We start from the raw sequence: 19155 nt of genomic DNA, 5'->3' as shown, positions 1-19155 counted from the left end.
CTATCTGAATCAACCAAAAGATTACCATCTGCCCATGGACTAGGATATACCTAGTTTAGTTTCTTTTCGATTAACGCCGCTAGTGTCTTTCCGGTTTTTGCATACCCCTCAGACATGCGATCGTTATTATTAGGAATGCCAACAAATTTGATATCACCCGGAGCCTTTTGACTGTCGATTTCCAACAACACTTTACTATGGTCAGCTGTTTCAACAAAACGCAAAACAGTACTCACTTTGGCACCTTGCGCCATCACCCCGGCAAACCAGCCTGGATATATCCACGTGGTCTGCACAATCACCGTATATTTCGCACCAGCATCATCCGCTGAGGATTTAATTGTTAAGTTCTTGTTCATTGATGCCAGAAATTTATTGACGAAGGTTGTAGATTTTGAATAATCCCAATCCTTGCGCCACACCTCAGCCTCATCCGCTCCTTTGTCTTTGGAAATCTCTTCCATACGTTTATCGACATAGTCCTGTTCCGACATTTTCTCATTATAAAACGTAGCTCCAGTGTAATCAAACACGACATTTAGATTGGTCTGCCCCCTAAGAAATTCGAAATTGCCAAATACGACTTTCATTTTCTGACCAATGGCGGCCGTAGGCGTCAGTAACAGTGGTACGATCAAACATACCAGTAAGGTTGAAGTCATTAGATTTTTCACGTGTTTATCTATTAGATTAATAATAGCTAAAAATACACAAAAATAAGTACAAATTATAGGGCGCGGCATTCGCCTTTATGGAAATCACTTGCACAGGAGTGTCAAACATTCACGGATAGGCTAGTCGTTGGTTCCGCGCATAGATAGTACGTACGCCCCACCATTCAGATGGTGTGCTCGCCACCATACTGTCTTAACATAAATTTTTCCCAACAGGGACAATCATAAATTCGCTTACACAAGAAAGTTACAGAAGGATCTTCCTTATTCACGCCAATAAACAAACAGGAATACAATTTCAATAAAAAAAACGCTGTTATTTATAAATAAAATAAACATGGATAACTATTTTTATAAAATCTTTAAAAAAATACAGATTTTATTCATATATTAGCAACCAAATATTTTGAGGAGAAAATGATAAACGAAAGATTACCGGAACAAGGGCTTTATAACCCTGACTTTGAGCACGATGCCTGTGGAGTAGGTTTTGTAGCGCACATCAAAGGTCAAAAGTCGCATCAGCAGGTCAAAGATGCTTTAACCATGTTGGAAAACATGGAGCATAGAGGAGCGTGCGGCTGTGATCCGGAGAGTGGTGATGGGGCTGGTATTATGATCCAATTGCCTCACGAATTTCTGTGGGAAGAATGTATCAACCTAGGTATTCAATTGGAAGAACCAGGCTATTATGGCACAGGTATGCTTTTCCTTCCAAAAGAGGAAGAATTAAACGCCATGTGTCGCGAAGCAATCATATCCGCAACGGAAGACAGGGGAATGAAATTTCTAGGTTTCCGTGACGTACCTGTCAACCGCGAAGGTATCGGTCCGACAGCGCTAAGCGCCGAACCTGAAATCGTTCAGTTTTTCGTTTCTCGTCCAGATGGTGTTTCCACTACGGAAGATTTCGAACGCAAACTATTTGTATTAAGACGCCTCATAATTCAGAAAGTAAAAGCACAGCAAACATATCCACTACCTTTATACATTGCCTCTCTTTCTTGTAAGACCATTATTTACAAAGGACAATTGACAACGTACCAAGTAGGAAGCTATTTCGAAGATTTAAAAGATCCGCGCGTAGTTTCGGCGTTTGGATTAGTACACTCTCGCTTTTCTACAAACACTTTTCCTTCTTGGTCTTTAGCACAGCCATTTCGTAACATCGCCCACAATGGCGAAATCAATACACTAACGGGGAACCTTAACTGGTTTTACGCTGGAGCACGCTCTTTATCTTCTCCCTACTTTACGGACGAAGAAATGCAAATCCTCCTTCCTGTTGTGGACAGAGGTCAGTCGGATTCAGCTTGCTTAGACAACGTTGTAGAACTACTTCTCCATAGTGGCAGAAGTCTTCCCCATGTTATGCTCATGCTTGTACCGGAAGCCTGGGATGGAAATTCGCAGATGGATCCGTTGAAAAAAGCATTTTATGAGTACCATGCCACCCTTATGGAACCTTGGGATGGTCCGGCTGCGTTGTGTTTCACCGACGGAAAAACGATCGGAGCTACATTAGACCGTAATGGACTCCGTCCATTGCGCTTTGCAGTGACTTCGGACGACCGTGTGATTGTGGCTTCCGAAGCGGGCGCTTTGCCAATACCGGAAAGCTTGATCATCAAAAAAGGCAGACAACAACCGGGCAAAATATTCGTCGTTGACATGGAACAAGGTTGTATCCGTTCGGATGAAGAAGTCAAAGGAGAATTGATCCGTCAACAACCTTATGGAGAATGGCTCAACAACTACAAAATCCGTATGGATGAACTGGAAGAGCCCCGCGTGACCTATACATACCTAAAAAAAGAATCGGTATTCAAATATCAACAAGCTTTCGGCTACTCCCGTGAAGATCTAGAAACTATCCTAACACCTATGGCCTTGACGGGATACGAACCCATAGGGTCTATGGGAACTGACGTTCCGTTAGCCATATTGTCCGAACAACCGCAGCACTTATCAAGCTACTTCAAGCAGTTTTTCGCTCAAGTCACCAATCCGCCCATCGACCCAATCCGCGAGCGATTAGTCATGAGCTTGGCAACATTTATCGGGAATGCGGGCAATATACTGATCGAAGACAAAAAATTCTGTCACTGCGTTACATTAGAACACCCTATCTTGACATCCAGTGAACTGGAGAAACTACGATCTATCGACACCGGAATCTTCCAGGCAAAGACCTTGCAGTTGTACTTTAAGGCGGATGGCAAACCTGGCTCTTTAGAGGCGGGCATCGAACGGCTATGTCGCTACGCCGACGACGCCGTACGTGATGGTTTCGAAGTAATCATCCTATCCGATCGCGCTATCGATTCACAACACGCAGCGATCCCATCTATACTCGCTGTATCGGCCGTTCACCACCACTTGATCAAAACAGGAAATAGAGGGGCAGTAGGCCTGGTGGTAGAAGCAGGCGATGTTTGGGAAGTGCATCACTTCGCATGCCTTTTAGCATTTGGTGCAACAGCGATAAACCCATATATGGCCTTAGCCTCCATCCGTACGATGAAAGAACTGGGACAAATCGAGACCGATCTCGTATGGGACGATCTGAAGAAAAATTATGTGAAAGCGATCTGTGCAGGTTTGTTGAAAATCTTCTCTAAAATGGGAATTTCGACCTTACAATCTTACCACGGGGCACAAATATTTGAAGTGTTGGGAATTGACAGAGAAGTTGTCGACAAATATTTCTGCGGTTCCGTATCTCGCATCGGAGGTCTCGGATTAGACGATATCGCAACAGAAGCCCTTTCTAAACACTGGAGAGCCTTCGGCGAATCACGCGTCGAGAAAAAATTATTACCTGAAGGTGGTATTTATCAGTGGAAACGCCGTGGTGAAGGTCATCTCTGGAGTCCGGAGACGGTACACCTTCTCCAAAAGGCGTGTCGCACCACAGACTACAATTCGTATAAACAATATGCGGCAATTATCAACAACCAAAAAGAACGCATGTTCACCCTACGCGGTCTGTTGGATTTTGCCAAACATCGGACACCTGTTCCCCTACATGAAGTGGAACCGATTGAAAACATTATGAAACGCTTCGCTACAGGTGCGATGTCCATGGGATCCATATCCACGGAAGCACACAGTACGCTAGCTGTTGCTATGAACCGCATCGGTGCAAAAAGTAACACGGGCGAAGGAGGAGAAGATGAAGCACGTTTCGTCCGACTTCCCAACGGAGATTCGATGCGTTCGGCGATTAAGCAAGTTGCCTCAGCGCGGTTCGGCGTCACTTCTCATTACCTGACCGAAGCCGACGAGATCCAGATCAAAATGGCTCAAGGTGCAAAACCTGGCGAAGGCGGACAGCTACCGGGACATAAGGTCGATGATTTCATCGCACGCCTACGCCATGCTACACCAGGTGTGGGACTGATCTCGCCGCCGCCGCATCACGATATTTATTCAATTGAAGACCTGGCACAACTCATCTTCGATTTGAAAAATGCAAACCGAAAAGCCCGGATCAACGTAAAACTCGTATCGAAAGCAGGGGTCGGAACCATCGCTGCCGGCGTGGCAAAAGCGCATGCCGATGTGATCTTAATCGCGGGATATGATGGCGGCACCGGAGCCTCGCCTATCAGCTCCATCAAACATGCTGGTTTACCGTGGGAACTTGGACTGGCGGAAGCACATCAAACACTCGTACAAAACAAACTACGAAGTCGTGTTGTCCTACAAGCGGACGGACAGATGAAAACCGGGCGTGATATCGTTATCGCCACATTATTAGGCGCAGAAGAATGGGGAGTAGCTACCGCGGCATTGGTAGCTGGTGGTTGTATCATGATGCGCAAGTGTCACCTAAACACCTGCCCTGTAGGTGTGGCTACGCAAGATCCGGAACTGCGTAAGTTGTTCTCCGGAAAACCAGAGGACATCGTCAACCTATTCCGCTTTTTGGCAGAAGAAGTGCGCGAAATTATGGCGCAATTAGGCTTCCGTACTATTAACGAAATGGTCGGCCGTGCTCAGTTTTTAAAGAAACGCGAGAACGTTGATCATTGGAAAGCTTCCAAAATAGACTTCTCTAAGATTCTCTATGTGGCGAGAAATGAGCCGTCCGAAAGTTTATACAATACCCAAGAACAGGATCACGGGATGAGCATGATCTTGGACTGGGGACTATTAACACAAGCGAAATCTGCTCTTGACACGAAAACGCCTGCATTCGGTACATTTAAAGTAAAAAATACCGACCGTACCGTTGGAACCATGTTGTCCAATGAAATATCGAAGCTTTATGGAGCAGACGGGTTACCGGACAATACGATTAATTTCAAATTCGAAGGATCCGCGGGACAGTCATTTGGAGCTTTTGGCGCAAAAGGATTATCATTTGAATTAGAAGGCGAAGCCAACGACTACGTTGGAAAAGGCCTATCCGGAGCACAATTAGCGATCTATCCTACAGCCGATAGTCCACTTACGGCACACGACAATATCATTATTGGCAACGTAGCCCTTTACGGCGCGACATCGGGCCATCTTTTTATCAACGGTATGGCCGGCGAACGCTTCGCCGTACGGAACTCGGGGGCAACCGCGGTAGTCGAAGGTATTGGCGATCACGGGTGCGAATACATGACGGGAGGCCGCGCATTAATTTTGGGACCTACCGGAAGGAACTTTGCTGCAGGAATGAGTGGCGGTATTGCGTGGATATACGATATTTCTGGAACATTCCGTGAGAATTGTAACCAAGAAATGGTCGACCTCGATCCGCTCGATACCGAGGATGAAAACACCATTATCGCGTTGCTTAAACGGCACATCAATCTGACAAATAGTGAAAGAGCCAACTTTATACTACAGAATTGGTCAAGCGAGAAAAATAGATTTATCAAGGTATTCCCACGCGAATACAAAAATGTGTTACGTAAAAAATTAGTTGAAGCTTAATATAGCGGAGGAAAAGAGTCATGGGAAAACCAACAGGATTTTTAGAATTTGAAAGAGCGCTTCCGCAGAAAGAATCTGTTGAAAGCAGAAAGCAGAATTACCAAGAGTTTGTACAAAGTTACTCCGACGATCAGTTAAATAACCAAGCCGCTCGTTGCATGAATTGCGGTATCCCGTTCTGTCATTCGGGATGCCCGCTAGGGAATGTTATCCCTGAATTCAACGATGCTGTGTACGATGGTCGTTGGGAAGAAGCATATAATATCTTAGTTTCAACCAATAACTTCCCGGAGTTTACGGGGAGAATATGTCCAGCACCTTGCGAAGCAGCGTGTGTGCTGGGCATTAACAAATCGCCCGTTGCCATCGAAGAAATCGAGAAGCATATCATCGAAATTGCTTTTCGGAACAATTACGTACAACCCAACAAAAGCTACATCAAAACGGGCAAACGCGTAGCTGTTGTGGGGGGAGGACCAGCAGGCCTAGCTGCTGCTGCGCAACTCAACAAAGCCGGGCATGATGTAGTGGTCTACGAGCGGGACGATAAAGTGGGGGGCCTACTTCGCTATGGCATCCCTGATTTCAAGTTGGATAAATCGGTTATCGATCGTCGGATCGATGTAATGGAACAATCTGGCGTCGAATTTCGCGTCAACGCAGAAGTAGGGGTCAACGTTCCTTCTAGCGAATTACAGGCATACGACGCTATTGTTTTGGCCGGTGGCTCAACTATCCCCCGAAATCTTCCGATTCCGGGTCGGGAACTGAAAGGCGTACACTACGCCATGGAATTCTTAAAACAACAGAATAAACGCGTTGGCAATTCACCTATTGATGTAGAAGAAATCCACGCCAAAGGCAAGAACGTATTGGTTATTGGTGGTGGTGACACGGGCTCGGATTGTGTAGGAACCTCAAACCGTCACGGTGCAAAGAGCGTCACACAATTTGAGTTGATGCCTCAACCTCCAAAAGACCGCACCGTAGCCATGCCTTGGCCTACTTATCCCATGCTTCTAAAAACAACGACATCCCATGAAGAAGGCTGTCAACGCTTTTGGAGCGTGAGCACCAAAGCATTTTTAGGAGATGAGCATGGACACGTACGTGCGGCACTTGTGGTTGATCTTGAATGGGAAACCGATGCGCTTGGCCGCCCTACCAAATTTAAAGAAGTTGAAGGGTCCGAACGGGAATTACCGTGCGAGTTAGTGACTTTAGCAATGGGTTTCCTTCATCCGCAATACGACGGACTTTTACAACAGCTAGGTGTCAAGGTCAATGAACGAGGAAATGTCGATGCAGCAGAAGGTGAATATAAATCTTCGGTAGAAAAGGTCTTCGTTGCCGGAGACATGCGCCGTGGTCAATCTCTTGTCGTTTGGGCGATCTCTGAAGGTCGCGAATGTGCGCGTAAAGTAGATGAATACCTCATGGGGTACTCCGAACTGGAACGCAAAGATAAAGCTGTCTCATACGCTTAATTTCATATACTTTAGTACAAAGTGAAAAGCCGGACTAGGTCCGGTTTTTTTTGTCTTACAACTAATTCAAATCTCTCCTCGGGCGTCTCACAAAGAGAACCATATATCCCTGGATCTTTCAACCTTTTTACGTCAATGTAGCTTTCTATTGATCAAGCTTCGTTCCCTATTCTCAATACGGGCTTTCAGATATGGATAAAAGAACACCGCACCGAGAACAATGAGCGAACCGAAATAAAAGCCCAGGCTCATCGTTTCCTTGTGTCCAAGAATCAGCACAGCCAACAAAATGCCATACACAGGCTCCATATTCGTGGTCAAGGCGACCGTAAAAGCACTGAGCTCCTTCATAACCGCCACACCAAGCACATAAGCAACTGCGGTACATACCACACCCAAAAGAAGCAAATATCCCCAATCTGTCCCCTGCAACCACATCTGCGCATTAAAATCCTGAGCAAACAACATCAAAATCGAAACCCATAAAAATGCACCTATCATTTCGTAAAATGTGATGGTGGAAGGCGCCGTATGCTTCACCATTCGCGCATTAAGAATAGAAAATATACTTGCGCAAAATGCACAGCTCAGGCCGCAAACGATTCCCCAAACATATTGAAACTCGAATTTAAAAATCAGGTAAATACCGAACACAATCACCAAACCTACCGCTACATCCGCAACGGAAATCCGCTTCTTATTGATTAATGGTTCTAAAATGGAAGTAAACAATGTCGTCGCTGACAACGTAACCAACGTCACGGAAACCGTCGATATCTTAATGGCATGGAAAAATAGAACCCAGTGCAATCCAACAACACCTCCCACGCCTACGAACTGAATAAGTTTCCGTCTGCTGACAAGCATCGATTTCCCAACCACAAGAAAATAAATAAACAATGACAACGCCGCAATGAGCACGCGATACCAAACTAAATGTAAAGCGGAAACCGATATCAAACCGCCAAGTACACCGGTAAAACCCCAAATTAACACCGTTAAGTGCAGTATAAGTACATTTTTATTAAAAAAAATTCGAGTCATATTATGTACAGAAAAAAGGATTGAATAAAAAAAAGGATATATCCCAAGCGAAGAAAAACGACTAGAAGTCGAGTGACGAAACCTATTTTGGCGCCTTATGTTTCAACCAGAATCCGAGCACCAAAAACAAGATATTCGGAATCAAGATCGCGATTAGCGGAGGCAATCCCCCTTTCAACGAAAACATAGTGGAAAATTGCACCAAAACAATAAATGCAAAACTTAAACCGATTCCGATTCCTAAACTCAATCCAATTCCGCCTCGAACCTTCTTAGACGACAGGGATACGCCCATCAGTGTCAATATAAACGCAGAAAATGGCCCAATATAACGCTTGTACTTTTCAAGGAGAAGATCGGTCATCATTCCCGTTCCGCGCGTTTCTTCCTTACGGATACGCTCTTCAAGTTCTTTCGTATCCATCGCCGTAAAGACATTATCATACACTTCGAAATCGCGCGGCAACATGTCCAACGTCGTATCACGAGATGTGCCCTGATCCATCGTCTCCTTTAATCCCTCGATTTTACGTACCGTATAGTCTTCGATTTTCCATTTCGTTGCCGTCGAATCCCAAGTGATTCGCTGGGCCATTAATTTTTCCGTCAACTGATCGCCATTAAATTTCTCTAACGAAAAGTTATAGCCGATATTCCGCTTTGTGTCGAAGTTATCAATATACACGTAGGTATTCGAATCGATTTGCATATGCGTCCTCGCTGTCGTCGTACTTACTTTTTGCGGCTTCACGTATACATTCTCAAAATTTACCTTTATTTTATTCGTATAGGGTATAATCCAAATATTGGATACAAATGTAAATACGAAAATAATGCCCGCCGAGATCATATAAGGTCGAAGGAAGCGATTAAAGCTCATTCCACCACTTAGTATAGGAACCACTTCCGTTTGATCAGCCATCTTGGAAGTGAAGAAAATGACCGCAATAAAGTTGATAAGCGGAGTAAGCATATTCAAAAAAAACGGAATACTGCCCAAAGCATAGTATTCTAAGAATACCTTAGACATGGGGGCTTTGTTTTTCAAGAAATCATCTAATTTTTCCGAGACATCAAAGACAACGATGACTATAATAAAAATGCCGACCGTAAATACAAACGTACTTAGGTATTTTTTTATAATATAGCGATCAATGATATTCAACGTAAAACTTCAAAAAATAAACATAAAATAACGTCTGGCCAATAGGCACATTGTCCTATAACCGCTGTCCCAAAACCTTCACCATCTTCCCCTTCCAGTCGTAGAAAGATCCATCGATGATTTTTTCCCGCGCCTGCTTCACCAACCACAAATAAAAATGGAGATTGTGTAGAGATGCGATTTGTGCGCCCAAAATCTCTTGCGACCGGATTAAATGCCGTAAGTAGGCCTTTGTATGGATCTGGTCCACCAAAAGATCACTCTCTGCCTCAATAGGCGAAAAATCATCTTTCCATTTCTCATTCTTGATATTAATAACCCCGTTACGCGTAAATAACATACCATTTCGAGCGTTCCGTGTAGGCATTACACAATCAAACATATCGATACCCAAAGCAATATTCTCCAAGATATTTATAGGCGTGCCCACGCCCATCAGATAGCGAGGTTTGTCTTGCGGCAAGATATTCGTTACAACCTCCGTCATCGCATACATCTCTTCAGCCGGCTCCCCAACAGATAAGCCGCCTATTGCATTTCCGTCCCGATTAAAAGAAGCAATCACTTCCGCAGATTTTTCGCGAAGATCTTTATAAACGGAACCTTGAACAATAGGAAATAACGTCTGCTCATAACCATACAACGGATCTGTGCCGTCAAAACGTTCAACACATCGCCTCAACCACCGATGTGTCATATCCAACGATTTGCGCGCATAATTATAGTCACACGGGTATGGCGTACATTCGTCAAAAGCCATGATGATATCTGCGCCAATAACACGCTGCGTATCCATGACATTTTCAGGCGTAAACAAATGCTTGGAACCATCAATGTGCGAGCGGAACGTCACCCCTTCCTCACGGATCTTACGCACTTCGGTCAACGAGTACACTTGGTACCCCCCAGAGTCCGTAAGAATCGGACGGTCCCAATGGTTAAACTGATGTAACCCCCCAGCTTTGTGCAAAACGTCCAACCCCGGTCGCAAATACAAGTGATACGTATTTCCGAGAATGATCTGCGCCTGAATATCTTCCACCAGCTCATGCTGGTGTACAGCCTTTACTGTTCCCGCCGTACCGACGGGCATAAAAATAGGAGTTTGAATATTACCATGAGCAGTCTCTACGACACCAGCCCGCGCCTTTGATCCCTTATCTTGTGCCTGAAGCGTAAATTTCATATGCGTTGATCCCTCTTACCCGTTTTGATAAAATCACTGCAAAAATAGGATAAAATTCTGGACGAAACGAGTGCCCAACAAAAACTTAATAAAACTTAACTATTTCTCCGTCGTATCTTCAAAGAACACTTATCTTTGACCTTTCGTATGGCACAACTCGAACATGTTTTCCCCTATTTCCTGCAATACAGCCCCCTCGGCGTATTGGGGGTCTTGCTACTCGCGCAATTGTATTATATCTATTTCGTGTACGGGAAACTCGCAACTTACCGTGTAGCCACCTATCAGCAATCTGTGCAGCCACCAGTAAGTATCATCATCTGTGCGCACAATGAACAAGAGAACCTGAAAACGTTTCTCCCAAGCGTATTAAATCAACACTATCCGACCTTCGAAATTATTCTCGTCGACGATTGCTCAAACGACGACACGCCATGGATACTGAAAGAGTTCGCCCTTACCTACCCCGACAAACTGCGAATAGTCGAAATTAAAGAACATATTCGATTAAAAAACACCAAAAAGTTCGCCGTTACTATGGGAATAAAGGCGGCTAAGCACGAACACTTGGTATTCACCGATGCAGATTGTCAACCTGTGGGCGATAACTGGCTTACCGAAATGGCAGGCGCTTTCTCCGACGATAAGGAGATCATCCTAGGCTATTCCCCTTACTTTAAAACAAAAGGTTTTCTGAACAAACTGATCCGCTTCGAAACATCCCACACTGCAATGAGCTATTTGGCATACGCATTGAAAAAAAATGCATATATGGGAGTTGGGCGCAATTTAGCATATACCAGATCCCTCTTTTTTAAGGGAAAAGGATTTAATAAACATATGCATATCAAATCCGGCGACGACGACCTCTTTGTCAATCACAACGCAACCAAAGACAATGTCCGAATCGCGATACACCCCGATTCGCATGTATACTCTCAACCGAAGACCACTTGGAAAAGCTATTATAAACAGAAAGCACGTCATGCCGGGGCATCCGTTTTGTACAAAAACAGGCACAAACGCACGCTAGCTTCACAACTGATCTCATCGGTGCTATTTTACATAATCTTAATCATTTGCGCGGCACTGTACCCAGAATTATGGTTCGTCATACTGGCAATATATGCCGTCCGCTTGGTCAGCCAGTTCATTGTATTTAGCAAGATCTACCGGAAGCTAGCTGTCCGTGACCTACTTCTTTGGCTTCCCTTATTGGACCTATTTTACTATTTTTACATTTGTTTTAACGGCATATTGAATAGGCGTAAACAACAACGTTCTTGGAAATAACCGCACGCTTTAATCCGACACATACACGTATGAATCCGACTGTAGACATCATCTATCGTTACTTCCCAAATCTAACGGCAACTCAAAAAAAACAGTTTGCCCAGCTGGGTGAGGTATATCCTTTCTGGAACAACCAAATCAATGTCGTTTCCAGAAAAGACATTGAAAGTTTATATCTACATCACGTACTACACGCATTGGGCATTGCAAAATTCGCTCAAGAATTTACGCCCGGCACGCACATTCTGGATGTCGGAACAGGAGGTGGCTTCCCGGGTATTCCGTTAGCAATTCTTTTTCCGGAAGTACGGTTCCATTTGGTAGATTCCATCGGAAAAAAAATCAAAGTTGTTCGTGAGGTGGTCCAAGCACTGGGCTTGCAAAACGTGGAAGCAGATCATATGCGCGCAGAACAACTGGATTATTCATACGACTTTATCGTATCCCGAGCGGTAACCCGCCTAGGAGAATTCGTACCTTGGATTCGAAATAAATTTAATAAACAAGATAAAAACGGGATCCCAAATGGTATTCTGTATTTGAAAGGCGGCGACCTAAGAGCGGAAATTAAAGAAGCAAAACTCAAAGCAGAGCTTCATCCACTTGCGAATTACTTTACGGAAGATTTCTTCGAAACCAAATACGTTGTATACATCCCTATGTAAAACTTAGGTCGTGTCCCGCAAAAGATGAGGAATAGCAATATAATTGGTTTAGCACGGGTACGATGTATGGCATGTACGATTTTTTTGAACTAACAAAATATGGCGTACGCAACATGTGCAGGTGATACGCGATAGCTGCATGCCTATGCGTTACCTAATTCTTCGTTAATTTTCTGACCGATTAAATTTACTTCCTCATCCATTCCGAAAAGTGGCAGCTCCGTTTCTGGATGTAACTTCAACCACGCATTTTCGGTGTCCCTGATAATTTTCACATATTCTTCCCCCTCCTTAAAAACGATAAAAACGTCCTTTTCTTCAGGAAATACCGAATAAACCGTATCGCCTATTTCCAAATCAAATGGTTCTTTTGCACCTTGTAATTCCATGTAATTATTTTTTCCAAAGGTAGGATTTTTAAACAAATTTGCTATTTTTAGCATTCCAATTATGAACAAGCTGCAACAAATAGCACTCACCAAAATGAGAGGTGTAGGTCACAAAACGGCGCGTAGCCTTTTGGCACACTGCGGAACAGTAGAACATATCTTTGACATGAACGAAAAAGAGTTGCTGGAGATTCCTCATATAAAACCGCCAGCCATCCATGCCATTGTATCCCGAAGCTACATGGAGGACGCGGAAAAGGAGCTGGCCTTTATAGAAAAACACAACATCGAGACGTTGTGGATCGAAGACACTAACTATCCATGGCGACTCAGACAGTGTGAAGACGCCCCGCTCCTGCTATATTACCGAGGAAACGCAAACCTGAATGCGAGTCGAATGATCAGTGTGGTTGGAACAAGAAATGCAACTGATTATGGAAAACGGTTATGTCAAGAACTGATGACAGAACTCCAGGATCTCCATATACAAGTTGTTAGCGGACTAGCCTATGGTATCGATGTACAGGCCCATCGACTCGCTGTTATGCAAGGGATACCAACAATTGGCGTCCTTGGCCATGGGCTCGATAGGATCTATCCAGCTGCACACCGGGACATTGCCTCACGCATGCTGGCACATGGTGGTCTATTGACCGAATACCCGTCTGGCACACGTCCCGATAAACTTAATTTCCCTGCACGCAACCGCATCATTGCCGGGCTATCCGATGTAACCATCGTTGTCGAAGCCGCCCAAAAAGGAGGAGCTTTAATTACCGCAGAAATAGCAAATAGCTACAACCGTGATGTTTGTGCATTTCCTGGAGGCGTTCATCAGCCCTACTCGGCCGGATGTAACTACCTGATCAAAACAAACCGTGCTCACCTCATCCGGCACGCAGACGACCTGCTTTATCTTCTTGGCTGGGACCGACCTGCTCCTTCCGTAAAACATCAACAACTTCAACTACCGATCCCTGCGCTTACCAAAGACGAACAACGGGTGTATGACATCCTCCAAGAAAACGATCAGCTGCATATCGACGTGCTCCTTGAGCTCCTCAGTTGGCCCATGAGTAAGCTGGCCATCATCTTGCTTGAAATGGAAATGAACAACGTGCTCATTTCACTACCTGGAAAAATCTATAAATCCCTATAAACCTAAACTATACATGCAAAACAACAAAAAAACACTATGGAAAGTGATAGGAGCCTCCTCGCTGGGCACACTCATCGAATGGTACGACTTCTTCATTTTCGGCAGTTTGTCTATCGTGTTGTCGACAAAGTTCTTTCCTGCAGACAATCCGACAGCTGCTTTCCTTTCGACGCTTGCCACCTTCGCCGCCGGATTTGTCGTCCGGCCTTTCGGCGCCTTATTTTTCGGACGCCTTGGCGACTTAATTGGTCGAAAATATACGTTTATGGTCACATTGATGCTCATGGGTGGCGCAACCTTTCTCATCGGATGTACGCCCAGTTACGAAAGCATCGGATTTTTTGCTCCGTTGATTGTTCTGATCCTACGCTTGCTCCAAGGACTGGCCCTTGGCGGTGAATACGGCGGAGCGGCAACATACGTTGCGGAACACAGTCCCGAAGGTCAACGCGGGTATTGGACGTCTTGGATTCAAACAACAGCGACATTTGGACTCTTTATTTCATTGGTTGTCATCCTGTTGACCCGCCTCCTGCTCACCGAACAACAATTTGATGGGTGGGGTTGGCGCGTCCCTTTCGTCTTGTCCATTTTTATGGTATATGTCTCCTACCTCATACGGAAAAATATGGACGAATCGCCCGAATTCAAAAAAGCGAAGTCAGAAGGAAAAACAGCCAAAAATCCGCTAAAAGAAAGTTTCGGCAACGCCTATAATTTAAAATTCGTTCTACTCGCCTTATTTGGAGCAGCCATGGGACAAGGCGTCGTTTGGTATACCGGACAGTTCTACTCCATGAGTTTCATGAAAACCGTCATGCACGTAGATACTGACCAAGCTGACCTGATCTTAGGAATTGCCCTGCTGTTTGGAACCCCGTTTTTTGTTATTTGTGGCCGTCTTAGTGACAAATTAGGCCGTAAATGGGTAATGCTGACAGGTATGTTATTAGCAATTTTGACCTACCGCCCTATTTACGAAGCCATGTATCAATTAACCAATCTGGAGAAGAAAACAGAAATCGTAGAAAAACGTCAAACGAAGACAACCATAAATAAACAAACAGATGGAAACGAGGAACAGCTTCTTGTGACCCGGGTATTTACAGATGGCACCACGGTGAACGAGTCTACCAAGAACCTCATCGCTACAGCGGCAGAGGACACACCGCGAGAAACGGCATCGATACCTGTGAAAAAAGTGACCGTACACCTTGCTGGTGCCAATTACGTAGCGCTCGTAGCCCTGATCTTTATACAAATTATTTACATTACGCTCGTGTACGGTCCCATTGCTGCATTTTTGGTAGAAATATTTCCTGTCAAAATACGTTACACATCCATGTCGCTCCCCTATCATGTCGGGAATGGTATCTTTGGAGGATTGCTTCCCGCCGTGTCTACTTATTTGGCGAGCAATGCACAAATAAATAACGATCCTCAGTTTTACTTAGCCGGACTATGGTACCCCATTCTCATCTCTGCAGTCTGCTTTATTATTGGGGCGCTATACATCACAAAAACAATGACTGCAAACAACAACTTAGAAAATTAAACTATGGAAGTTATAAAAAAATTCTTAGGACTCGTCTGGATTATGTTGGCTTTAGCTGCAGCATACTTTTGCATTATCAAATTTGGTCTTCCGAAATTAAACACAGGACATCAAGAGGATCTGGTGTTTGGTATCATTATTCTCTTTATCTTAACGCCTATCATCAGTATCGGACTTGCTGTCTTCGGGTACTTTGCCCTGAAGGGAGAATATGCAAGGGACAAGATGTAATTTTGTCACCTGACTATCAGCTCCCTACATAAAGTAGCATAAAAAGTTTTTCCAAAAGCCTTTTTTTTGCTACTTTTGTCGCGGGCAAGTCTCTTACGACCAGCTCCCGATGACTCCCCCAGGTTGGGAACAAAGCAAGGGTATTCGGTTGAGCGGTGCGATAGGAGTAGCTTGCCCTTTTTTTATCTTCAAGAAATCGAATTTCCCGATACACTTTACGCGCTTTTTATTAGCCCTCCTTTCACAGGTTCTCCGAAAACAACTTTCATTCTCGAACCATCTATACAAAATAACATTCAAGGCATCTGACAAGCGGTGATCATTTCAAGGATAGACACGTGATAACGACCGATATTCTTTTTTAGGATATTTTTCGTTTATTTGTAGTCCGAATTATCGAAAACTTATGAGTTGGTTTAAAAGAAACAAAGCAGGCATCAGTACAGCAACCGAAAACAAGAAGGAAGCTCCTGATGGCATGTGGAATAAATGTCCGAACTGTAAAAAACCGCTATTAAACAGCGAACAGATCGAAAACAAATATGTGTGTCAATATTGCGATTACCATATTCGAATAGGCTCAGCCGCTTATTTCTCCATCCTTTTTGACGACAATAACTTCACCGAATTATTTGAAAACTTGACTTCAGGCGATCCGCTGCAATTTTCAGATACCAAACCCTACCCCGTCCGACTGGCAGACAGTCAAGCCAAAACCGGCTTAAAAGATGCAATACGCTGTGGACATGGTAAAATGGAAGGTCAAGACGTCGTAATTGCGTGTATGGACTTTAATTTCATTGGCGGATCAATGGGCTCTGTAGTCGGTGAAAAAATTGCCCGTTCTATTGATTATTGCATAGCGCATAAAATTCCCTTTATGTTAATCTCCAAATCCGGAGGTGCTCGTATGATGGAAGCGGCTTTTTCCCTGATGCAAATGGCGAAAACATCCGCAAAACTCGCTTTGCTCGCGAAAGCTCAAATTCCCTATATCTGTTTGTTGACAGACCCGACCACAGGAGGCGTAACAGCATCCTATGCCATGCTTGGCGATATAAACATCGCAGAACCCGGTGCGCTTATTGGTTTTGCCGGACCGCGCGTCATTAAAGAAACCATCAAAAAAGATTTACCCAAAGGATTTCAAACATCCGAGTTCGTTCTGGAGCATGGATTCCTCGACTTTATCGTCGATCGGCGTAACTTGAAAGCCAAAGTAGCGGCTTACTTACGATTGGTTAACTAAACATACATAAAGGGGGCTACAACGCCCCCTCTTTATTCCGGTTAGTATCGTTCCAGAGGTACCAAACAAATGACCATATCTTACGATTTTTCACGTATCCCATATTGGTCTCATTCGTATAAGCTTCCCGCTCAAAACTGATAGACAGATATGCCTTCCGAAAGTTGCCATAGTAGAAGTAACGTACCAGAAATTCAATCACATACCAAAGATAGAACGGCACAACCAACAGCTCTAAAGCCTGCACCATATGTATACGCTCATGGTTCAACAGTATGCGGTCTTGGAGACAGATCCTGTCCAATAAAAAAATGAAAGGAAAGATAGTAACAGCCGCAGCCCGTCTTCCCGAAAAAAAATTAGTCCAAAACCGACTGACGATAATGATTCCCCGCATATGAGTAACTATTTAAGCACAATCTTGTTCTTCCGGTATATATTTCAACGTCTAAGTTTATAAAAAATATTCACAACAAGAAAATTTTAAAAATCAATCATAGATTGTATATTTGTTAAAGCAGAAAGTAAACTATGCCTTACAAAGAACGAGAAATAAACAAGTTATATTACACGATGGGTGAGGTGACGGACATGTTCGGCGTAAACGCTTCACAAATACGTTTTTACGAACGTGAATTTGACATCCTGCAGCCAAAAAAAAATAAAAAAGGGAATCGTCTATTCACACCGGATGATATTGCCAATCTAAAAATCATCTTTAACTTGGTGAAGGACAAAGGATACACGCTACAAGGAGCCCGCGATTATCTTCGTTCCAATAAAAACGAGGTGAAAGAGAACCAGCGCGTCATTGACTCTTTGGAAAGACTGAAAAAATTCCTGGTGGAAGTACGCGACAGCTTGTAAATTAGCGCACACCCAACTCAATGACTTCCAGATCTTCTATCCGGTCTTCCTGAATCGTAAAACGCATAAGCGTACGCACCTTATGCCATCCCTGCTTCCCTGCAGCGCCCGGATTAAGATGCAGCAATTGAAGCTTCGGATCAAAATGCACTTTCAAAATATGCGAATGCCCACAAATAAACAGCTTAGGCGGATTGACAAAGATCTCGGGCTTTACTGTCGGCGCATAACGCCCCGGATAACCGCCAATATGCGTCATCCAAACATCCACATTCTCGCATAGAAAGCGCTGATGTTCCGGGCAAGCCAACCGGATATCCTTCCCATCAATGTTTCCCCAAACCCCGCGAAAAGGTTTAAATTCGGCCAGCGTATCCACCATAGCGAGCGAACCAAAATCACCCGCATGCCAAACTTCATCACACTGATCAAAATAACGGAAAACAGCGTCATCCAAAAATCCGTGTGTATCGGCTAACAGTCCAATCTTCGTCATCTTCTAAAAAGCTAAAAAGTAAGGTTGCAAGATATCTTTATACCGTTCGCTATATTCCCCTTTGCACAAGTAAATCGACAATTCATTCCGTTCGATTTTTAGGGGAGCCTTCCCCACACGGAGCAACTTCCGGATCGGGGTTTCGTCAGGAAACGATCGAATTGTCCATTCAGACTGTAGATGGAGACCCCGGTTTTCCAGCATCGTCCCCACAAGTGTCTCCGCCAACGCCGTCGGTACAATGCACTCGAAGTGTCCCGTATCTGACAAATATAACTGCACAAAATTTAGCAGCTCCACAAAGAATAAGTCATCCGTATGCTTGGCCAAACGCTTTCTCGGATCAGGGTTATGTAAGGAATGGGTATAGAATGGCGGATTCGATACAATAAGGTCGTACATTTTCGTAGGGTGCAGGTCGACGAACGACCCCTGAAAAACATGCAGCCTGTCGGCAAACCTGGAGCCTCGAAAGTTCGTTGCCGCTTGTTCGCAAGCTTCAGCATCGATTTCTACCGCATCGATAACCGCCTGAGGATGCCGTTGTGCAAGCATCATTGCAATAACGCCGGTACCCGTTCCAATATCAAGAATATGCGTTGCCGAAGCGTGCCACGCAAGCCCCCCGAGCAATACCCCGTCCGTGTTGATTCGCATAGCGCAATTTCCTTGCTCAACTTCAAATTGTTTGAAACGGAAGATAGATCCCATACACAAAGGTAAACTTTAATCCTTGGCATCTAAACATCTTAACTTTTATAAG

17 protein-coding genes and 1 other RNA gene are annotated in these 19155 nt (G+C 44.3%); 10 read left to right on the top strand and 8 right to left on the bottom strand.

Going from position 1 to position 19155, the window contains the following annotated elements; genetic code table 11:
• Positions 1-50 precede the first annotated feature (50 nt).
• On the bottom strand, positions 51-662 hold the full coding sequence (locus tag ACFSR5_RS10700) for a hypothetical protein (RefSeq protein ID WP_380903559.1): 612 nt from the start codon (positions 660-662) through the stop codon (positions 51-53).
• Positions 663-1091: 429 nt separating this feature from the next.
• On the opposite strand from ACFSR5_RS10700, the gene gltB reads away from it, so the two are divergent.
• On the top strand, positions 1092-5606 hold the full coding sequence (gene gltB, locus ACFSR5_RS10695; RefSeq protein ID WP_380903557.1) for a glutamate synthase large subunit: 4515 nt from the start codon (positions 1092-1094) through the stop codon (positions 5604-5606).
• 20 nt (positions 5607-5626) lie between these two features.
• Entirely contained in the window at positions 5627-7093 is a 1467-nt protein-coding gene (locus ACFSR5_RS10690; RefSeq protein WP_380903555.1) for a glutamate synthase subunit beta, read from the top strand.
• A gap of 132 nt (positions 7094-7225) precedes the next feature.
• On the opposite strand, the gene ACFSR5_RS10685 is transcribed toward ACFSR5_RS10690, so the two are convergent.
• From ACFSR5_RS10685 to tgt, 3 genes are all read right to left on the bottom strand, one after another.
• Positions 7226-8137 carry a DMT family transporter gene (locus tag ACFSR5_RS10685; protein ID WP_380903553.1) on the bottom strand — a complete coding sequence of 304 codons (912 nt, stop codon included), beginning with the start codon at positions 8135-8137 and terminating at the stop codon, positions 7226-7228.
• An 82-nt stretch (positions 8138-8219) separates the two neighbouring features.
• Positions 8220-9302 carry an LptF/LptG family permease gene (locus ACFSR5_RS10680; RefSeq protein WP_380903551.1) on the bottom strand — a complete coding sequence of 361 codons (1083 nt, stop codon included), beginning with the start codon at positions 9300-9302 and terminating at the stop codon, positions 8220-8222.
• A 55-nt stretch (positions 9303-9357) separates the two neighbouring features.
• The gene (gene tgt, locus ACFSR5_RS10675; protein WP_380903549.1) at positions 9358-10488 is read right to left on the bottom strand and encodes a tRNA guanosine(34) transglycosylase Tgt; all 1131 of its coding nucleotides are present in this window, start codon (positions 10486-10488) and stop codon (positions 9358-9360) included.
• 147 nt (positions 10489-10635) lie between these two features.
• On the opposite strand from tgt, the gene ACFSR5_RS10670 reads away from it, so the two are divergent.
• The gene (locus ACFSR5_RS10670; protein ID WP_380903547.1) at positions 10636-11781 is read left to right on the top strand and encodes a glycosyltransferase; all 1146 of its coding nucleotides are present in this window, start codon (positions 10636-10638) and stop codon (positions 11779-11781) included.
• A gap of 29 nt (positions 11782-11810) precedes the next feature.
• A complete protein-coding gene (gene rsmG / locus ACFSR5_RS10665) occupies positions 11811-12446 on the top strand; it encodes a 16S rRNA (guanine(527)-N(7))-methyltransferase RsmG (protein ID WP_380904355.1) in 636 nt (211 codons plus the stop codon).
• A gap of 143 nt (positions 12447-12589) precedes the next feature.
• Here the strand turns inward: rsmG and ACFSR5_RS10660 are convergent, their stop codons facing one another.
• Positions 12590-12835: a hypothetical protein gene (locus ACFSR5_RS10660; RefSeq protein WP_380903545.1), complete on the bottom strand. Its 246-nt coding sequence runs from the start codon at positions 12833-12835 to the stop codon at positions 12590-12592.
• A 61-nt stretch (positions 12836-12896) separates the two neighbouring features.
• Here ACFSR5_RS10660 and dprA point away from each other — a divergent pair, with 61 nt between their 5' ends.
• From dprA to accD, 5 genes are all read left to right on the top strand, one after another.
• Positions 12897-13994 carry a DNA-processing protein DprA gene (dprA, locus tag ACFSR5_RS10655; RefSeq protein ID WP_380903543.1) on the top strand — a complete coding sequence of 366 codons (1098 nt, stop codon included), beginning with the start codon at positions 12897-12899 and terminating at the stop codon, positions 13992-13994.
• Positions 13995-14007: 13 nt separating this feature from the next.
• On the top strand, positions 14008-15549 hold the full coding sequence (locus tag ACFSR5_RS10650; RefSeq protein ID WP_380903541.1) for an MFS transporter: 1542 nt from the start codon (positions 14008-14010) through the stop codon (positions 15547-15549).
• 3 nt (positions 15550-15552) lie between these two features.
• Positions 15553-15780 carry a DUF6814 family protein gene (locus ACFSR5_RS10645; protein WP_380903539.1) on the top strand — a complete coding sequence of 76 codons (228 nt, stop codon included), beginning with the start codon at positions 15553-15555 and terminating at the stop codon, positions 15778-15780.
• Positions 15781-15862: 82 nt separating this feature from the next.
• Positions 15863-15960: signal recognition particle sRNA small type (gene ffs, locus ACFSR5_RS10640), an RNA gene on the top strand.
• Between the two features lie 226 nt (positions 15961-16186).
• Positions 16187-17029, top strand: a complete 843-nt coding sequence (gene accD / locus ACFSR5_RS10635) for an acetyl-CoA carboxylase, carboxyltransferase subunit beta (protein WP_380903537.1) — start codon at positions 16187-16189, stop codon at positions 17027-17029.
• Between the two features lie 16 nt (positions 17030-17045).
• On the opposite strand, the gene ACFSR5_RS10630 is transcribed toward accD, so the two are convergent.
• Positions 17046-17426, bottom strand: a complete 381-nt coding sequence (locus ACFSR5_RS10630; RefSeq protein WP_380903535.1) for a hypothetical protein — start codon at positions 17424-17426, stop codon at positions 17046-17048.
• A 134-nt stretch (positions 17427-17560) separates the two neighbouring features.
• Here ACFSR5_RS10630 and ACFSR5_RS10625 point away from each other — a divergent pair, with 134 nt between their 5' ends.
• Entirely contained in the window at positions 17561-17896 is a 336-nt protein-coding gene (locus ACFSR5_RS10625; protein WP_380903533.1) for a MerR family transcriptional regulator, read from the top strand.
• Position 17897: 1 nt separating this feature from the next.
• Here the strand turns inward: ACFSR5_RS10625 and ACFSR5_RS10620 are convergent, their stop codons facing one another.
• Together ACFSR5_RS10620 and ACFSR5_RS10615 are read right to left on the bottom strand one after the other, a co-directional pair.
• A complete protein-coding gene (locus ACFSR5_RS10620; protein WP_380903531.1) occupies positions 17898-18392 on the bottom strand; it encodes a metallophosphoesterase family protein in 495 nt (164 codons plus the stop codon).
• A 3-nt stretch (positions 18393-18395) separates the two neighbouring features.
• A complete protein-coding gene (locus ACFSR5_RS10615) occupies positions 18396-19103 on the bottom strand; it encodes a tRNA1(Val) (adenine(37)-N6)-methyltransferase (protein WP_380903529.1) in 708 nt (235 codons plus the stop codon).
• Positions 19104-19155: the final 52 nt, after the last annotated feature.

The sequence above is a fragment of the Sphingobacterium suaedae genome, assembly GCF_042684625.1.
GTDB classification, from domain to species: Bacteria; Bacteroidota; Bacteroidia; order Sphingobacteriales; family Sphingobacteriaceae; genus Sphingobacterium; species Sphingobacterium suaedae.
This window is presented reverse-complemented; position numbering and strand designations above follow the sequence as displayed.